Source organism: Candidatus Nitrosopumilus sp. bin_6a, from assembly GCF_054095695.1.
In genome coordinates, this window is sequence record NZ_JBSWSR010000001.1 from 114,550 (window position 1) to 129,348 (window position 14,799).

17 protein-coding genes and 1 tRNA gene are annotated in these 14,799 nt (G+C 34.7%); 9 read left to right on the plus strand and 9 right to left on the minus strand.

Features of this window, described 5'->3' with window-relative positions:
- Positions 1-72 precede the first annotated feature (72 nt).
- The 5 genes from ACW9XA_RS00700 to ACW9XA_RS00720 all read right to left on the minus strand — a co-directional run bounded on the left by ACW9XA_RS00700 (position 73) and on the right by ACW9XA_RS00720 (position 3,225).
- Positions 73-921, minus strand: coding sequence for a CBS domain-containing protein (locus ACW9XA_RS00700; protein ID WP_457762537.1), 849 nt, complete (start codon positions 919-921; stop codon positions 73-75).
- Positions 922-1,122: 201 nt separating this feature from the next.
- Positions 1,123-1,197: transfer RNA gene (locus ACW9XA_RS00705), tRNA-Arg, on the minus strand.
- Positions 1,198-1,235: 38 nt separating this feature from the next.
- Complete coding sequence (locus ACW9XA_RS00710; protein ID WP_457762538.1) at positions 1,236-2,057, minus strand: hypothetical protein; 822 nt, start codon at positions 2,055-2,057, stop codon at positions 1,236-1,238.
- Positions 2,050-2,481: a hypothetical protein gene (locus ACW9XA_RS00715; protein ID WP_457762539.1), complete on the minus strand. Its 432-nt coding sequence runs from the start codon at positions 2,479-2,481 to the stop codon at positions 2,050-2,052. Before ACW9XA_RS00715 ends, ACW9XA_RS00710 begins: the two co-directional genes overlap by 8 nt.
- A 39-nt stretch (positions 2,482-2,520) precedes the next feature.
- A complete protein-coding gene (locus ACW9XA_RS00720; RefSeq protein WP_457762540.1) occupies positions 2,521-3,225 on the minus strand; it encodes an MIP/aquaporin family protein in 705 nt (234 codons plus the stop codon).
- Positions 3,226-3,328: 103 nt separating this feature from the next.
- On the opposite strand from ACW9XA_RS00720, the gene bcp reads away from it, so the two are divergent.
- The gene (gene bcp / locus ACW9XA_RS00725) at positions 3,329-3,793 is read left to right on the plus strand and encodes a thioredoxin-dependent thiol peroxidase (protein WP_457762541.1); all 465 of its coding nucleotides are present in this window, start codon (positions 3,329-3,331) and stop codon (positions 3,791-3,793) included.
- A gap of 27 nt (positions 3,794-3,820) precedes the next feature.
- Here the strand turns inward: bcp and ACW9XA_RS00730 are convergent, their stop codons facing one another.
- The 3 genes from ACW9XA_RS00730 to ACW9XA_RS00740 all read right to left on the minus strand — a co-directional run bounded on the left by ACW9XA_RS00730 (position 3,821) and on the right by ACW9XA_RS00740 (position 5,769).
- Positions 3,821-4,744 carry a trans-sialidase gene (locus ACW9XA_RS00730; protein ID WP_457762542.1) on the minus strand — a complete coding sequence of 308 codons (924 nt, stop codon included), beginning with the start codon at positions 4,742-4,744 and terminating at the stop codon, positions 3,821-3,823.
- 111 nt (positions 4,745-4,855) lie between these two features.
- Positions 4,856-5,047 (minus strand): hypothetical protein, encoded by a 192-nt coding sequence (locus tag ACW9XA_RS00735; RefSeq protein WP_457762543.1) that lies wholly within the window; start codon positions 5,045-5,047, stop codon positions 4,856-4,858.
- Between the two features lie 68 nt (positions 5,048-5,115).
- Positions 5,116-5,769 carry a trans-sialidase gene (locus ACW9XA_RS00740; RefSeq protein ID WP_457762544.1) on the minus strand — a complete coding sequence of 218 codons (654 nt, stop codon included), beginning with the start codon at positions 5,767-5,769 and terminating at the stop codon, positions 5,116-5,118.
- A gap of 96 nt (positions 5,770-5,865) precedes the next feature.
- Here ACW9XA_RS00740 and ACW9XA_RS00745 point away from each other — a divergent pair, with 96 nt between their 5' ends.
- Together ACW9XA_RS00745 and ACW9XA_RS00750 are read left to right on the plus strand one after the other, a co-directional pair.
- On the plus strand, positions 5,866-6,240 hold the full coding sequence (locus ACW9XA_RS00745) for a hypothetical protein (protein ID WP_014964742.1): 375 nt from the start codon (positions 5,866-5,868) through the stop codon (positions 6,238-6,240).
- Positions 6,241-6,281: 41 nt separating this feature from the next.
- Positions 6,282-7,724 carry a menaquinone biosynthesis decarboxylase gene (locus tag ACW9XA_RS00750; protein ID WP_457762545.1) on the plus strand — a complete coding sequence of 481 codons (1,443 nt, stop codon included), beginning with the start codon at positions 6,282-6,284 and terminating at the stop codon, positions 7,722-7,724.
- Here the strand turns inward: ACW9XA_RS00750 and mqnC are convergent.
- The gene (gene mqnC, locus ACW9XA_RS00755; RefSeq protein ID WP_457762546.1) at positions 7,719-8,837 is read right to left on the minus strand and encodes a cyclic dehypoxanthinyl futalosine synthase; all 1,119 of its coding nucleotides are present in this window, start codon (positions 8,835-8,837) and stop codon (positions 7,719-7,721) included. The genes ACW9XA_RS00750 and mqnC overlap by 6 nt on opposite strands.
- 155 nt (positions 8,838-8,992) lie before the next feature.
- Between mqnC and ACW9XA_RS00760 the strand changes: the two genes are divergently transcribed.
- From ACW9XA_RS00760 to aroA, 6 genes are read left to right on the plus strand one after another with little or no spacing between them, the layout of a single operon-like run.
- A complete protein-coding gene (locus ACW9XA_RS00760) occupies positions 8,993-9,775 on the plus strand; it encodes a 2-amino-3,7-dideoxy-D-threo-hept-6-ulosonate synthase (protein ID WP_457762547.1) in 783 nt (260 codons plus the stop codon).
- Positions 9,768-10,826 (plus strand): 3-dehydroquinate synthase II, encoded by a 1,059-nt coding sequence (locus ACW9XA_RS00765; protein ID WP_457762548.1) that lies wholly within the window; start codon positions 9,768-9,770, stop codon positions 10,824-10,826. Before ACW9XA_RS00760 ends, ACW9XA_RS00765 begins: the two co-directional genes overlap by 8 nt.
- Entirely contained in the window at positions 10,823-11,497 is a 675-nt protein-coding gene (aroD, locus tag ACW9XA_RS00770) for a type I 3-dehydroquinate dehydratase (RefSeq protein ID WP_457762549.1), read from the plus strand. Before ACW9XA_RS00765 ends, aroD begins: the two co-directional genes overlap by 4 nt.
- A gap of 47 nt (positions 11,498-11,544) precedes the next feature.
- Entirely contained in the window at positions 11,545-12,366 is an 822-nt protein-coding gene (gene aroE, locus ACW9XA_RS00775) for a shikimate dehydrogenase (RefSeq protein WP_457762550.1), read from the plus strand.
- Positions 12,366-13,220, plus strand: coding sequence for a shikimate kinase (locus ACW9XA_RS00780; RefSeq protein WP_457762551.1), 855 nt, complete (start codon positions 12,366-12,368; stop codon positions 13,218-13,220). The genes aroE and ACW9XA_RS00780 overlap by 1 nt, the downstream gene beginning before the upstream one ends.
- Entirely contained in the window at positions 13,210-14,478 is a 1,269-nt protein-coding gene (gene aroA, locus ACW9XA_RS00785) for a 3-phosphoshikimate 1-carboxyvinyltransferase (protein WP_457762552.1), read from the plus strand. Before ACW9XA_RS00780 ends, aroA begins: the two co-directional genes overlap by 11 nt.
- Positions 14,479-14,799 lie beyond the last annotated feature (321 nt).

Below are 14,799 nucleotides of genomic sequence, written 5' to 3' on the forward strand. Positions count from 1 at the left end.
ATTAGAAATGTGGAATTATTAGAGTTTTAGATGAAAACACAGAATTTCTGTCCCAAAAACCCCAATCTCAGATTATTTCAGAAATGCCAGTGCTTTGACAATGTCAGTTTTACTGATTATTCCAATAATGTTGCCATGTCCAGACAAAACACCAGCACCATTGATATTTTTATCAAGTAACATTTTTCCTGTTTTTGCCAAATCATCATCATAATCTACAGAAACAATATCCTTGCTCATTATTTCTTCAATCTTTGTACTACCACCAAAACCAGATTCGGAGATGAATCCCTTTCTAGGAAATATTACAGAGATGGCAGGATCAGTGTTATCAAGCACATCTTCTTGTCGACCTAGATCAAGTGCAAGTTTGAATAAATCTCTAAAAGTTACAATACCAACAGGCATTTCATCATGATTTCGTAATATTACTCTAGAAATTTTTTGTTCAATCATTTTTAGGACTACTTTGTAAAGAGGAGTATCAGAATACATCCAAGCATAATAAGGAGACATGTATTCGCCTACAATTTTTTCCCCAGGGTGAGATTTTGTAAAATATCTTACAAGATCTGTTTTAGTTAAAATTCCAACTATATTATTATGAGACGTGACTACCAAAGATCCAATTCCATTTTTTAACATAATGTTAGCACATTGATCTAATCCAGCATTTTCATCTACAGATATAATTTTTTTAACAATTTCAGATAAGGGAATTTCCTCTAGTTTTCTTTCAGTATTGTCAGTTAACAGAAAAAATCCTAAATCTTTTTCAGTTACAAGACCTGTAATTTTGTCATTTTCAGTGACTAAAAGTCTACTTTTTTTCTCATCGATTATTTTTTTTAAGACATCGTCTAATGTAGATTCAAGTTTTATGGTTCGAGGATTATTCAAATAGTCTTTTGCATGCTTCACAATATAACAGAATCAGAGAGGTATAAAAAACTCCAGACAATTACCACTCACGAAAATCGTCTTTCCATATGGATAAATATCAGAAAAAAGAATTACAAATATCTTCAAGAAACCTGTAAAGACATATGTTTTTGCAGGCTTGAATTTTCAATTAGCGATGTAATTTGGATTGCATGTGATGGTTCATGGCAAAAAGATTAACGGACCCGATCGGATTCGAACCGACGACCTATTGCTCCGCAAGCAATCGCACTATCCAAGCTATGCAACGAGTCCAAAAAGTTTGGGAAATTCACGCTTAATTTGGATTGCTATCAGTTAGATTCTGCAAAAATGTATTGTGTTTCATCAGGTTCATGTAATGTCCAAGCAGTGGGCAATGAGATATGTTGTACGGATTTGAGATCATTGTCTTCAATCAAAGTACCCCAGCCAGCCTCATTTTTTGGATCAGGGGCATATTTTGGAGACAAGGTTCCAGCAAAAACCCAGCCAGATTTTTTCTTCAGATGAGAAACAGATTGAATTGATCTTAACACTCCAGATGCAAGAGAAATACCACCCATTTGTGCAAGGCCTCCGATAAAAAATATAGGCTTTGTTAAATTCAATGACGAGTAATCAAACAAAACAGCATCAGTGCAATAAGAGTAAAAGTCGACAATGTTATTCAGACGATTTTGCAAATCAACCAGCATGTCATCAATTTCAATACTGTATGAGGCCATATCCAAAACTCTAGCGCAAAATGCAATACGACCATCGCCAGATCCAATATCGATTACTTCAGAGTAACCCAATGATTTTGCAAGTAATGCGTTTACATAACTAGACATTATCCACGTAGGAGAGAAAGGAGCTTTGCTTGAACCGTGTTGAATGCTATTTAGCCAATATTTGTTAATGTCACCTTCATATACAATGCAATCAACAGAGCCAATTTCTTTCTCAAAGGAATTGTAATAGATAGGATTTTTTGTTGCAAATTCATGGAGTAACTCTAAATGAGATTCTTCGATTGGAAACAATTCTGATTTTGATTTTGGTATAACTTCGTGTGTTTGACTTTTACCATCATACACTCTAACAAATTCTTTTTTTAGTTCAACTAAATTTTTTGCAAGTTGATCAATCATGAGAAAGTCCATTCTCATATTGTTCTATGAATTCTTTAGTGCTCATGTTTTGACGTAGTTCATCAAAGAGCATTGTATCAAGTTCTGCTTGTTCTTTTGATTTTTCACCAGAATTTCCAGATTGTAGTTTCTTTGTCAATTCCTGGATAGAAGTAGACAAGTTTTTCATTATTCTAGGGTGAATTATAGAATCAAATCTTTGAGAGATTAATTTTTCAGTTTTACTGATTTTTTCCTTCAATTTAGGCTCAGAATTGACTTGTTTTAACATACTTGCCATAGATGAGACATTCATGACTTTATAATATGCCTCTACTATTTCATGAATATTCATTTCAGTTTTAGAATCTGCAACATCAAATAATTTCTCAATTTTCTGGGATTCATCCTCAAACATTTTAGAAATATCTTCAGCAGAAGTCATATAGTAAAATAAAAGTTCAAATTTTTAAAAATGTTAGGATTATGCTTCTTTTTCTGCAGGTTTTGTGTAAACATAATTCATTATCAAACCTGCAATGATTCCACCTAAAATTGGTGCTGCCCAATATAACCAATGGAATTCCCAGAATCCAGAAATTAATGCAGGACCAAATGTTCTTGCAGGATTAACTGATGCACCAGTTAAAGGTACTGCAATCAAGTGAATAAGGAAGACCATTCCACCGATTGTAAATCCATGCCATCCAGGAGATGCTTTTTTGTGTACTGCAGTCATAAAGATTACAGTGACCAAGAAGAATGTTAGAATTGCCTCAATTGCAAATCCAGAACCAATACTGTTATTGATTAAATCACTTGGTCCACCTTGTGTTGCAAAGTTTACTTTTGCTCCAAGTTCAGGCAATATTGCTGCAAGTGTTGCAGCTGCGGCTACTGCACCGATTAATTGTGAAATGATATATCCAATTCCATCTGCGATTCCAATCTTTTTTGTAATCATCATAGGAATGGTAACTGCAGGATTAATGTGAGCACCAGAAACATGTCCAAATGCATAAACCATCAAAGCAATTGCACCACCGTGTCCAAGAGAAATGAACAATACAGACTGCGTTGTTAATTCTTCGCCAAATGCAGAAACTGCTAGAATTACTGAAAGAGGACCAAAGAACACCAAACCATAAGTTGCAATTGCTTCTGCAAGATAGGCTCTTGGATTAACCATTAAGCTAAAGCCTCGCGTATATCCATATAAAAGATTCGACCTTGGTTTGTGATCAGATGATCTCAAAAAGTAATTAATTACAGATCATTTTATTTGATAATACATGGTTTCTGAAGGAGATTCTGTTCCAAAATTTGCAATAAATGATGCAAATGGAAACAAGATAAAATCAAGTGATTTTAAGGGCAAAAAACATGCCATCTACTTTTACCCAAAAGATTTCACACCAGGATGTACCACAGAAGCTGATGAATTCTCCAAAGATTATAAAAAATTCCAAAAAGAAGGAATTGAGATAATTGGAATTAGTCCAGATGATGTAGAATCTCATAAAAAATTCTGCGACAAAATGGGAATCAAATATCCATTATTAGCTGATGTAGACAAAGAAGTTTCAAACTTGTTTGGTGTGTGGGGTAAGAAAAAATTCATGGGTCGAGAATACATGGGAGTGATGAGAAGTACATTTCTTGTAAACGAGAAAGGTAAAATTTTTAAAATTTATTCCAAAGTAAAACCCGCAGGACATTCAAAGGAAGTTTTTGAAGATTTTCAAAATCTAAAATAAAAATAAGTAAAAAAGGTTTTATAAAATTCAGAAACCTTTTGGTAGTGTGCCTCTAGATGTTTTTGGTGCTTCAGGTTCAGGTTTTGGTTCAAAGCCTTTTGGTAAAGTACCTCTACTTGCAGTAGAACGAGCTTTTGCTTCTTTTTCAAGCATTTCATCAAATGCTTTTTCTTCATCAATTTTTTGTTGTTCTAGTCTTTGCAAGTAATCTGCTTCATATTCGGCTAATTTTTCTTCTCTAGATTTTCCATTGTCAGATGTAGATTGTTGTATTGATGTTTGTGCCATGCCTTTTGGTAGAGTACCTTTTGCAGGCTTTGGTGGTTCTGGAGTTGGAGTTTGTTGTGCTTGTGCTGCAACACCTTCAACTGTCATATTGATTCCACTAAAACTTCCAAATGTCTTATCAGCAGGATGGTATGCGATTCTTGCTCTTGTTGCATAGTATTGGTTTGATGGTGCAGTGTAACCAGTTACTGTTGCTTTTTGATCATTCCAATTTCTAGTTGGAACTTTTCCTACAGGAGCAGTTCGTCTAACAAAGTATCTGTTAGGAGCTGGAGAATAACCAGTTACTTTAGCTCTGTAATCATGGAATGATGTCATTGGAGCAGTATAGTATGCATTCTCTAATGCTTCCTGTACAGTTGCTGGAGGTTGTGATTTAGTCTCAGCTGGTTTTGGAACCTCTGCAGGTTTCTCTTCAAATCCTTTAGGTAGTACACCTTTTGGTTTTGTAGTTGCTGCAGGTCTCTCAGCAGGTTTTGCTGGAGCTGGTTTTGTTTCAGCCGGTTTAACCTCAGCAGGTTTTGTTTCTGCTGGTTTTACTTCAGCTGGTTTTGGTGCTGCTTTGGCTTCAAGTTGTGAAGATAGTTTTGTCAACTTTTCCTCTAGTTCTGCAATTTTAGATTCTAGATCCTTTTTCGTTTTTGCCTTGCTTTTTGCTGCCATTCTTTACAGTAAACACTGCATTGTTTATTTACATTTTGATCATCAAAAAGATTTGTTCAAAATAATGGGTAAAAATAAAGAAAAGATTGTAAAAATTTTAATTGTTTTTAATTAATCAGGTTCCCAAAATTGCATGACATACATACAGTTGTTACAACGCCACAACCTAACATGAATTCCATTTTCAGTATCTGCAGCATAAGTTCCATCATCCATTTTCATAACTGTTGGAAGATAACTTAGTTCATGATTTTCAAGCCATTCGTTTTGTTGACAGTTAGGACATTTGATTTTTGGAGCCATGTACGATATAGAATATGATCAAAGAAGAATATTACTATTAAAAATAGAAAATAAAAGATGTTTTTGAATTAGAAACCTTTTGGCAATGTGCCTCTTTTAGGCTTTGGTGGTTCTGGAGTTGGAGTTTGTTGTGCTTGTGCTGCAACACCTTCAACTGTCATATTGATTCCACTAAAACTTCCAAATGTCTTATCAGCAGGATGGTATGCGATTCTTGCTCTTGTTGCATAGTATTGGTTTGATGGTGCAGTGTAACCAGTTACTGTTGCTTTTTGATCATTCCAATTTCTAGTTGGAACTTTTCCTACAGGAGCAGTTCGTCTAACAAAGTATCTGTTAGGAGCTGGAGAATAACCAGTTACTTTAGCTCTGTAATCATGGAATGATGTCATTGGAGCAGTATAGTATGCATTCTCTAATGCTTCCTGTACAGTTGCTGGAGGTTGTGATTTAGTCTCAGCTGGTTTTGGAACCTCTGCAGGTTTCTCTTCAAATCCTTTAGGTAGTACACCTTTTGGTTTTGTAGTTGCTGCAGGTCTCTCAGCAGGTTTTGCTGGAGCTGGTTTTGTTTCAGCCGGTTTAACCTCAGCAGGTTTTGTTTCTGCTGGTTTTACTTCAGCTGGTTTTGATTCTAGCTGAGTAGAAAGTTTGTTTAGCTTTGCTTCTAATTCAGCAATCTTGGATTCAAGATCTGCTTTTGTTTGTTTTTTAGCAGCGGCCATATTTTTGAAGGACAATCCGGGGTTTATGTACATTTGGGTTGATTACGAGAACTAATTTTGATCAAGTTTTATATGCTAATTTACATATTTTATGGCATGGATGACTTTGAAAAAGAATTTCCAGATTTCGATTGGAAGAATACTCCAGCCTACAAACATCCAGGAGGCAAAGATTGTCCATGTCCAAAGCACGAATACATACGAGAACAGATCAACTTTACAAAACAAGTTAATGAAAAAGGAAAAGAACCATCAAAAGTCACCCTGAAGTTTTGTCCCGATCATTATAGAGTATACATGGATGAAGTGATTCCAGCAATGCCGTTAAAGTATAAAATTTTGACAAAGATTGCATTGAAGCTTGGAGCAATTCAAGTAGAGCAGCTAAAATACATGGAGTCAGAATTGTGTTTTTACTGTAAATTCGGTTCTGGCGGACATGACAGAAAAACTGAGCTTCCACCAATGTAGAATCGAGTTAAGCTTATACTTGATCTGACTAGAGAATCAATGTGGGAATAGAAGATATTCGAGGATTTATTGCAGAGTTAGAAAAACATGGCGAACTAAAAAGAGTCAAGACAGAAGTGGATTCTGATTTAGAAATTGCAGAAATTATGAGACGGGAAATGTACTCAGACGGACCAGCAATACTTTTTGAAAACGTAAAAGGATACGACATGCCAGTTTTAGGAAATGCGTTTGGATCCATGAAGAGATTAGAGATAGGATTGGAGATGACAGACTTTACAGAAATTGGTCAGCGTATTGCAGATATGACAAAGATGGATGTTCCATCAGGATTACTAAACAAAATCAAAAAATTACCAGAGCTCACAAAAATGACTGCATCATTTCCTAAACAAGAAACGAGTGGACCAGTAACTGAGATAACATCAACCGATGCATCATTTGATGACATACCAATTCTAAAATCATGGCCTAATGATGCAGGGCGATTCATAACTTTAGGATTAGTAGCTACAAAACATCCTGAAACAGGAGTTAGAAATTTAGGAGTTTACAGAATGCAAATAGTAGATAAAACTCATGCATTAATGCATTGGCAGAAACACAAAAGAGGTGCACATCATAGTGATATTTCAAAAGATAAAGGAGAAAAGATTCCCACTGCAATAATCATAGGAGGAGAACCTGCAACAATATTTTCATCGATTGCACCTGTTCCAGAAGGATTGGACAAATATCTATTTGCAGGAATTACAAGAAAAGAAGGAATCAAAACTGTAAAATGTAAAACAATTGATTTGGATGTTCCAGCAAATGCAGAAATTGTTTTAGAAGGATATGTGGATCCTGCAGACATTAGAGACGAAGGTCCATTTGGAGATCATACAGGATACTATACACCAGTCGAACCATACCCAACATTCACATTAACAGGAATCATGAGAAGAAAATATCCAATCTATGTTACAACAGTTGTAGGGAAACCAATTCTTGAAGATGCATACATTGGAAAAGTAATCGAGCGTTCATTTTTACCACTAATCCAAATGTTCCACCCAGAAGTTGTAGACTTTAGTATGCCGGCTGCAGGATGGTTCCAAGGATTTGCAATAATATCAATCAAGAAAAGATATCCAGGTCAAGCAAAAAAAGTAATGATGGGACTTTGGGGAATGGGGCAGTTATCATTAACTAAGATGTTCGTTGTTGTAGACGAGGACATCAACGTCCACGATATCAATGATGTGATATGGGCAATCACTACACGAGCAGATGCTGCAAGAGACACAGTAATCATCAACAACACACCAACAGATACTTTAGATCCAGCATCACCACTGGTTAATTTGGGTTCTAAAATGGGAATTGATGCAACTCAAAAAACAAGAGAAGAAGGATATCAAAGAGAAATCCAACAACAAGTCAAAGTTGACGAGAATACAAAAAATCTTGTAGATTCTAAATGGTCCAGTTATGGTCTATAGTATAGAGATAGGATTGTAAAAATTATCTCGCTCTTCTACCTGATATCCAATCTGGTGAATGGCATCTATAATTATTTTATCCGTAAGTTCAGTAGAGCGGGCTCCAGTGCAGGAGACAACTTCCTCCCCAATCAGAGTACCTCCAAAATCATCAGCTCCGTATTGCAATGCAAGCTGTGCCATACCAACACCATTAGTCAGCCAAGAAGATTGTATGTGAGGGATTAACCCGTCAAACATAAGTCTAGAAATTGCAATCATTTTCAAAAGTTGAATTCCACCAGTACCATATTCAACAATGCCTTCTTCATGCATCAAAGTATTATTTGGTTCAAAATTCCATGGGATAAATGCCATAAAGCCTTTAGTTTTTTCTTGTAATTTTACAAGTTTGGAGAAATGCTCAACAATATCATTATTGTTTTCTACATGACCATACATCATTGTAGCAGAAGATGGAATTCCAATAGCATGTGCTTCGTCCATTATTCTTATCCAAGCATCGCTAGAAATTTTCTTTGGACTGATAATTTCTTTAACTGAATCAGTTAGAATTTCAGCTCCTGCTCCAGGCATTGACTGTAGACCTGCATCTTTTAGTCTAGACAAGATTTCTTTTGTTGATGATTTCTCAACTCTTGCAATCATATCAATTTCAGACGTAGATAATCCATGAACTCCAACATGTGGGAATTTTTTTCGAATCATTCTAAATGCATCCTCATAATATTCTATCTTCAAATTAGGATTGTGTCCTCCTTGAATCAAAACTTGGCGGATCTTAAACATTTCATATGCAGCTTTTACTCTAGCTTCAATTTCATTAAGTGTTAATGTGTAAGAGTCCTCAGCTCCGGGAGATCTGTAAAATGCACAAAACTTGCAATCAGTGATGCATACATTAGTGTAATTTAGAATTATATTATTTACAAAAGAAGCCTTTTTGCCAAACTGTTTTCTTGTCAAATGTCCTGAAACCAGACCCATTAAATGAACATCGTCAGATTCCAATAATCTCAAGCAATCTTCAGAGTTAGGTCTTTTTCCATTAAGAGAGTTTTCCAAAATATCTTTGATATCACTTTTTTGTATTTGTTCAGTAGTCTGACTCAAGTGATCTTCATCCTCCAGAATTTCTATTTAATCCTTGGTAGGAATAACAGACAAAAGTGTTTAAACAAAAATGATGATTTGTGCGCAACTATTGAGAAAAACAAGTTCAAAGATTCACGTTATTTTTAAGTAGGGCACAAAAAGCAGATCAAATCATGGTATCAGGAAATCAGATTAGACTAAATCGAATTCTTAGAAAAGGAAAAATGCTATGCATTCCGATGGATCATGGAATTTCAAACGGACCAATTGAAGGCCTTGAAAACCCAGCAAATACAATTTACAAATGCGAGGGTCATGGACTTACAAGCGTAATTATCAACAAAGGGATCATCAAATCACTACCAAAACCAACCAAAGTGGGAATTTTAGTTCATTTTTCAAGCAGTACATCATTATCATTATCACCTAATCGCAAAATGCTTACTGGAACTGTAAAAGAAGCAGTTGCAATGGGAGCAGATGGAGTTTCATTACATATCAACATAGGAGGTAAAGAAGAACCAGAGATGTTAGAACAGCTTGGAATGACTGCTGATCAATGCCACAAGTGGGGAATGCCACTTTTAGCAATGATGTATCCAAGAGGAGAAAACATCAAGAACCCACATGATCCAGAAATTGTAGCACATGTTGCAAGAATCGGAGCAGAGTGCGGTGCAGATATTGTTAAAACGTTGTACACAGGAGACATTGATTCATTTTCAAAAATTGTAAAGAGTACACCAGTTCCAATAGTAATTGCAGGCGGACCTAAAGCAAAAACAGATTTAGATATTCTTCAAATGACTGAAGACGCCATGGCCGCAGGAGCTAAAGGAGTTACATATGGTAGAAACATCTTTGCACATAAAACACCTGAAAAAATAGTAGAGGCACTAGCTGAAATAATTTTCAAAAAAGGAACCGCAAAGGAAGCAATGAAAAAAATTGAGTAAGACAAGAGAATTAATCATTTCACCAAAAGTGTCTCAGACACAATTAGCTAAATTTTTGCCTCAATTAGAAGAAGAGGGAATCAAAATGGTGTACATGGATCCTAAAAAACTAGGTAAGAAAAAGACAAAACTTCAAACAGTATTTCCATCAAGTACAGCAAATTATGTAGTAGTAGATAAAGAAGGAACAAAACCAAAGGGTAAAAAAATAGGTAGGAAATTCCAGATATTATCAAACTCAGATATTGAAAACGTCCTCAACATTGCCAAGAAAGGATTAGATTTTGTCATCGTAGAAGTCAAAGATTGGAAAATTATCCCATTGGAGAACATAATTGCAAAGTTACACAAGATTCACACCAAAATCTTTGCAATAGCAAGAACACCAGAAGAAGTCAGAAAAATGTTTTCAATTTTAGAAGTAGGAGTGGATGGAGTTATCTTCAGTACTTCATCAATTAACGAAGTTAGGGAGGTCATGATATACTTGGGCACAAAGAGTTTTGACATGAAACCTGCTAAAATTATAGAAATCAAAGAGGTAGGAGACGGAGAACGAGTATGTGTAGATACAGCATCTATGCTCCATAAAGGGGAAGGAATGTTGATTGGGAGTAGGTCCAATTTCCTATTTCTAGTACATAATGAATCAGTGGGTTCATCATTTACATCACCAAGGCCATTTAGAGTAAATGCAGGTGCAGTTCATTGCTATACATTATCACCAGATGGAACTACAAACTATCTTTCAGAAGTGGAAACAGGTTCTGAAGTGTTAATTCTTAATTCAAAAGGAAAAGCAAGAAGAGCAACTGTAGGAAGATCAAAGATTGAAAGAAGGCCAATGCTGATGATCAAAGCTACTGCAGGAGGAGAAACAGGCGGAATTATAGCACAGGATGCCGAAACAATTCGTTTTGTAAAATCAAATGGGCAATTGGTTTCAGTGACTCACCTCAAAAAAGGAGATACAGTCATGGTCCACTCTAAACCAGCAACAGGCAGACATTTCGGAATGGAAGTTTCAGATGAATATATTTTAGAAAAATGAAATACAAAACTTGTGTATCAGTTGCAGAATACACGCCAATAAAAACAAAAAAAATATTGAAAATTGCACTTTTAAAATCAGATTTTGCAGAAGTACGATTTGATTTTTTAAAGAAAGAGCAAATTCCAGAAACATTGGAGATTATCAAAAAAGAATTAAACAAAACAGTTTGTACATTAAGACCGAAAACAGAAGGAGGTAAATTCTCAGGAAATGAAAAAGAGAGAATTGCAATTCTAAAACTAATTGCAGAATACAATCCATTCTTGTTAGATGTAGAATTTAACACGTTGAAAAGAAATGGAGATTTGGTGAAATATCTAAAATCAACAAAGACAAAATTACTTGTTTCATGGCATGATTTTAAAAAAACACCAAATTCATCAGAATTGAAAAAGAAAATCAATCAAATGAGTAAATTTTCATCAAATGTGAAAATTGTATGCACTGCAAAATCAACAGATGACTCTACTAGAATGTTGGAATTGTATAGTAAAAAAGGGAAAACTAATCTCATTTCTTTTGCAATGGGAGATTATGGTAGAATTTCAAGAATTTTGTGCCTGTATTTAGGTAGTCCCTATACTTATGTGTCACTAGGAAAAGCAGTTGCACCAGGACAGTTCAGTGTAGATGAAGTCAAAAAAATCACAAATTTAAAAAAACAATAGAATAGTAGTTGAGAGTTTAAATCAATCATATTACTTTGAAAAATTATATGAGTAAATCATTTGCAGTTATCGGAGATCCTATTGATCATTCATTATCTCCAAATATTCACAGCGCAGCATTTAGAGAATTGAATTTAGATTCATCATACATTGCATATAGAATTCCAAAGGGAGAATTGGCAGACGGTGTAGAAGGATTAAAAAAAATCAAAATAGACGGATTCAATATCACTATTCCACATAAAATAGAGATGATGAAATATCTAGATAAAATAGATGAATCATGTAGTTTGATTGGTGCAGTAAACACAGTATCAAACAAAGACGGAGTTCTAAAAGGATACAACACAGACATGGATGGATTTTTAGAACCATTTAAGAAAAAAGAATTAAACATCAAAGATGCCAAAGTTCTTCTTCTTGGTGCAGGAGGAGCTGCTAGAGCAATAGTTGCAGGGTTTGCAAAAGAAAAAGCAAAACGCATAACCATCGCAAACAGAACATTAGAAAAAGCAACAGAACTTTCAGAATTTGCAAAGACCATAGGTCTAGATGCAAACTCAATAAAGATCGAAGATGTAAAGAACACTGCAAAAGATTATGACATTATTGTTAATGCAACATCCATAGGATTGAAAAACGAACCCAGTCCGATTTCTTTAGAAGGAATTAATGAAAAAACAATCGTGTATGATATTGTGTATATGCCTATGAATACAGACTTTCTCAAAAAAGCAAAAGAAAAAAATGCAATCATAATTTACGGTTATGAAATGCTTCTAGGTCAAGCAGTTAGAGCTTTTGAGATTTGGCACGGTATAGAAGCACCTTATAATGCCATGAAAAAAGCACTGTTAGGAGGATTTTGATGGCAAAAGCACATTCTACCGTTCACGGAGCAGTCTCATTGGTAAATGCAATTGCAAACGAAAAAGGGGCAACACTAGGAATAGAATTGAAAGTAGAAGCAATTGTAGAGACTAGTCCAGGCAAAGGAATAGTAATAGAATCAGAAAACAAGACCCTTAGTTCTAGATTAATCAATAAAACAGTCGAAAAAATAGTTTCAAAAAAAGATTTAGAACAAAACAAGATATCAATTATTCTTAATTCGGAAATACCTACAGGCTATGGATTGAAAAGCTCCAGTGCAATTTCTTCAGCAGTGGCCATGGCATGTGCAAAAATATTCAAACCTAGACTTACTGATCAACAAATTTTATTGGCAGGAGTGGATGCCTCAATTGAATCCAAAGTCAGCATCACAGGAGCATATGATGATGCATGTTCTTGTTATTATGGAGGATTTAATGTAACAGATAATGCAAAGAAGAAAAGAATCCAATTTGAAAAAGCACCATCAAATCTGATTGCAGTAATTTTCATTCCAAAGAACAGAAAAAGAGGAAATCTAAAAAAATTAAAAATTCTTTCATCATTATTTGACAACGCATGGGAGTTGTCTAGAAAAGCAAACTATTGGGATGCAATGATACTCAACGGATTGGCTACCGCATCAATTTTAAATTCAGAACCAAAAATAATTACAGATTTAATTGAAAAAGGAGCACTAGGAGCATCAGTGTCAGGTAATGGACCATCAATAGCTGCAGTTACAAAAAAAGAAAATGAAGCAGCAATTAAGAAAGTGTTTTCAACATTAGAAGGACACATAATTGTTTCAAAAATCAACAACAAAAAGGCAGAAGTTCATGAAGTGTAAAGTTGAAAAATCAAAAATTTCAGGGGAAATAACTTGTCCACCAAACAAGAGCTATTCACACAGAGCAATTTTTCTTGCATCACTTGCTGGAAAAAATAGTACTGTAGAAAATGTATTATTTTCAGCAGACACAAATGCAACAATTGAAACATGTAAAAAATTTGGTGCAGACATAGAGATTAAAAATTCGTCAATAATTGTTAAAAATCCTATCAAAATAGGCACAAAAGTACCTGAAATCAATACAGAGAACTCTGGAACAACCATGAGAATAGCCTCAGGGATTGCCAGTTTATTTTCTGATGAAATTACACTAACAGGAGATTCTAGCTTGCAAAAAAGACCAATGCAGCCTCTCTTAGATGCACTAACAAGTATTGGGGCAGAATGTAGTTCAACGGATGGAAAACCTCCAATCAAAATCAAAGGAAAGATCACAGGAGGAGAAGTTAAAATTCCAGGAAATTTTTCGAGTCAATTTATTTCAGCATTATTGATTTGTGCTCCATTAACTGAAAATGGAATCAATTTAACAATTGAAGGGAATCTAGTATCAAAACCATACCTTGATGCAACCATATCTACAATGAGAAAATTTGGAGTCACAGTTCAGACACTAATCCCATACAAAAGATACAACATTTCACCTCAAATCTACAAAGAATGCACATTCGCAATTCCAATTGATTTTTCTAGTCTTGCATTGTTACTTTCTGCAAATGTGTTAAGTGGAGAAAACATCACCATAAAAGGCAGCATAGGAAACTTGCCACAAGGGGATGAAATATTTTTAGATATTTTAGAGCAGTTAGGAGTTCAAGTCACAGTAGAAGAAGAACAAATTAAAATTAAAACACCTGAAAAATTAAACGGAGGAAAGTTTGATTTGAGTAATTCCCCAGATCTTCTTCCACCGCTTGCAATATTAGCACTAAAGTCATCAAACCCCATTGAAATTTTTAATGTAAAACATGCAAGATTAAAAGAAACAGACAGAATTGCAATCATATCAAGAGAACTTGTAAAAATTGGAATTGAAATTCAAGAAAAAGAGGATGGATTAATCTTAAAGCCATCTGAAAAAATTAGAGGTGCGGATTTGAATTCAGAAGAAGATCATAGATTATTCATGGCTTTTTGCATTGCAGGAATGTATGTTGGAAATTGTACTGTTACTGATCCAGAATCAGTTAAAGTATCATACCCAAATTTCGTAGAAGAGATGAATCGTATGGGTGCAAAAATCCAAATCGAATAAACAATTGTTTAAAAAAACTTTCAGAGGTAAAAGGCGCGACCCTGTATAGAGTGAAAAGCATTCTCCTCACCCACAACGCTTTTGCGTAGATAACATGTATTTTTCGCAGAGCCGCGCAAATCATTCGTTATAATTTACACGATTTTCCATATATTGTATGTGTAATTCTAATATTTAAGAATATATTATAATTATTTCATAATTTATTTAATTTTTATATAATTTTTAAACATGTATTATCAAACTGCTAAAAATAGGCAATCCAATCAAGAAAATTTTAAGGAAATTTCAGAATGAGGAATTATAAACATCGACAAACTT

Excerpts from the sequence above, each read along its gene's own strand:
- ACW9XA_RS00760 (WP_457762547.1), top strand. The coding sequence starts at position 8,993 with ATGGTATCAGGAAATCAGATTAGACTAAATCGAATTCTTAGAAAAGGA.
- aroE (WP_457762550.1), top strand. The coding sequence starts at position 11,545 with ATGAGTAAATCATTTGCAGTTATCGGAGATCCTATTGATCATTCATTA.
- ACW9XA_RS00710 (WP_457762538.1), bottom strand. The coding sequence starts at position 2,057 with ATGATTGATCAACTTGCAAAAAATTTAGTTGAACTAAAAAAAGAATTT.
- ACW9XA_RS00745 (WP_014964742.1), top strand. The coding sequence starts at position 5,866 with ATGGATGACTTTGAAAAAGAATTTCCAGATTTCGATTGGAAGAATACT.
- ACW9XA_RS00735 (WP_457762543.1), bottom strand. The coding sequence starts at position 5,047 with ATGGCTCCAAAAATCAAATGTCCTAACTGTCAACAAAACGAATGGCTT.
- ACW9XA_RS00720 (WP_457762540.1), bottom strand. The coding sequence starts at position 3,225 with ATGGTTAATCCAAGAGCCTATCTTGCAGAAGCAATTGCAACTTATGGT.
- ACW9XA_RS00715 (WP_457762539.1), bottom strand. The coding sequence starts at position 2,481 with ATGACTTCTGCTGAAGATATTTCTAAAATGTTTGAGGATGAATCCCAG.
- aroD (WP_457762549.1), top strand. The coding sequence starts at position 10,823 with ATGAAATACAAAACTTGTGTATCAGTTGCAGAATACACGCCAATAAAA.
- ACW9XA_RS00730 (WP_457762542.1), bottom strand. The coding sequence starts at position 4,744 with ATGGCAGCAAAAAGCAAGGCAAAAACGAAAAAGGATCTAGAATCTAAA.
- ACW9XA_RS00780 (WP_457762551.1), top strand. The coding sequence starts at position 12,366 with ATGGCAAAAGCACATTCTACCGTTCACGGAGCAGTCTCATTGGTAAAT.
- aroA (WP_457762552.1), top strand. The coding sequence starts at position 13,210 with ATGAAGTGTAAAGTTGAAAAATCAAAAATTTCAGGGGAAATAACTTGT.
- ACW9XA_RS00740 (WP_457762544.1), bottom strand. The coding sequence starts at position 5,769 with ATGGCCGCTGCTAAAAAACAAACAAAAGCAGATCTTGAATCCAAGATT.
- bcp (WP_457762541.1), top strand. The coding sequence starts at position 3,329 with ATGGTTTCTGAAGGAGATTCTGTTCCAAAATTTGCAATAAATGATGCA.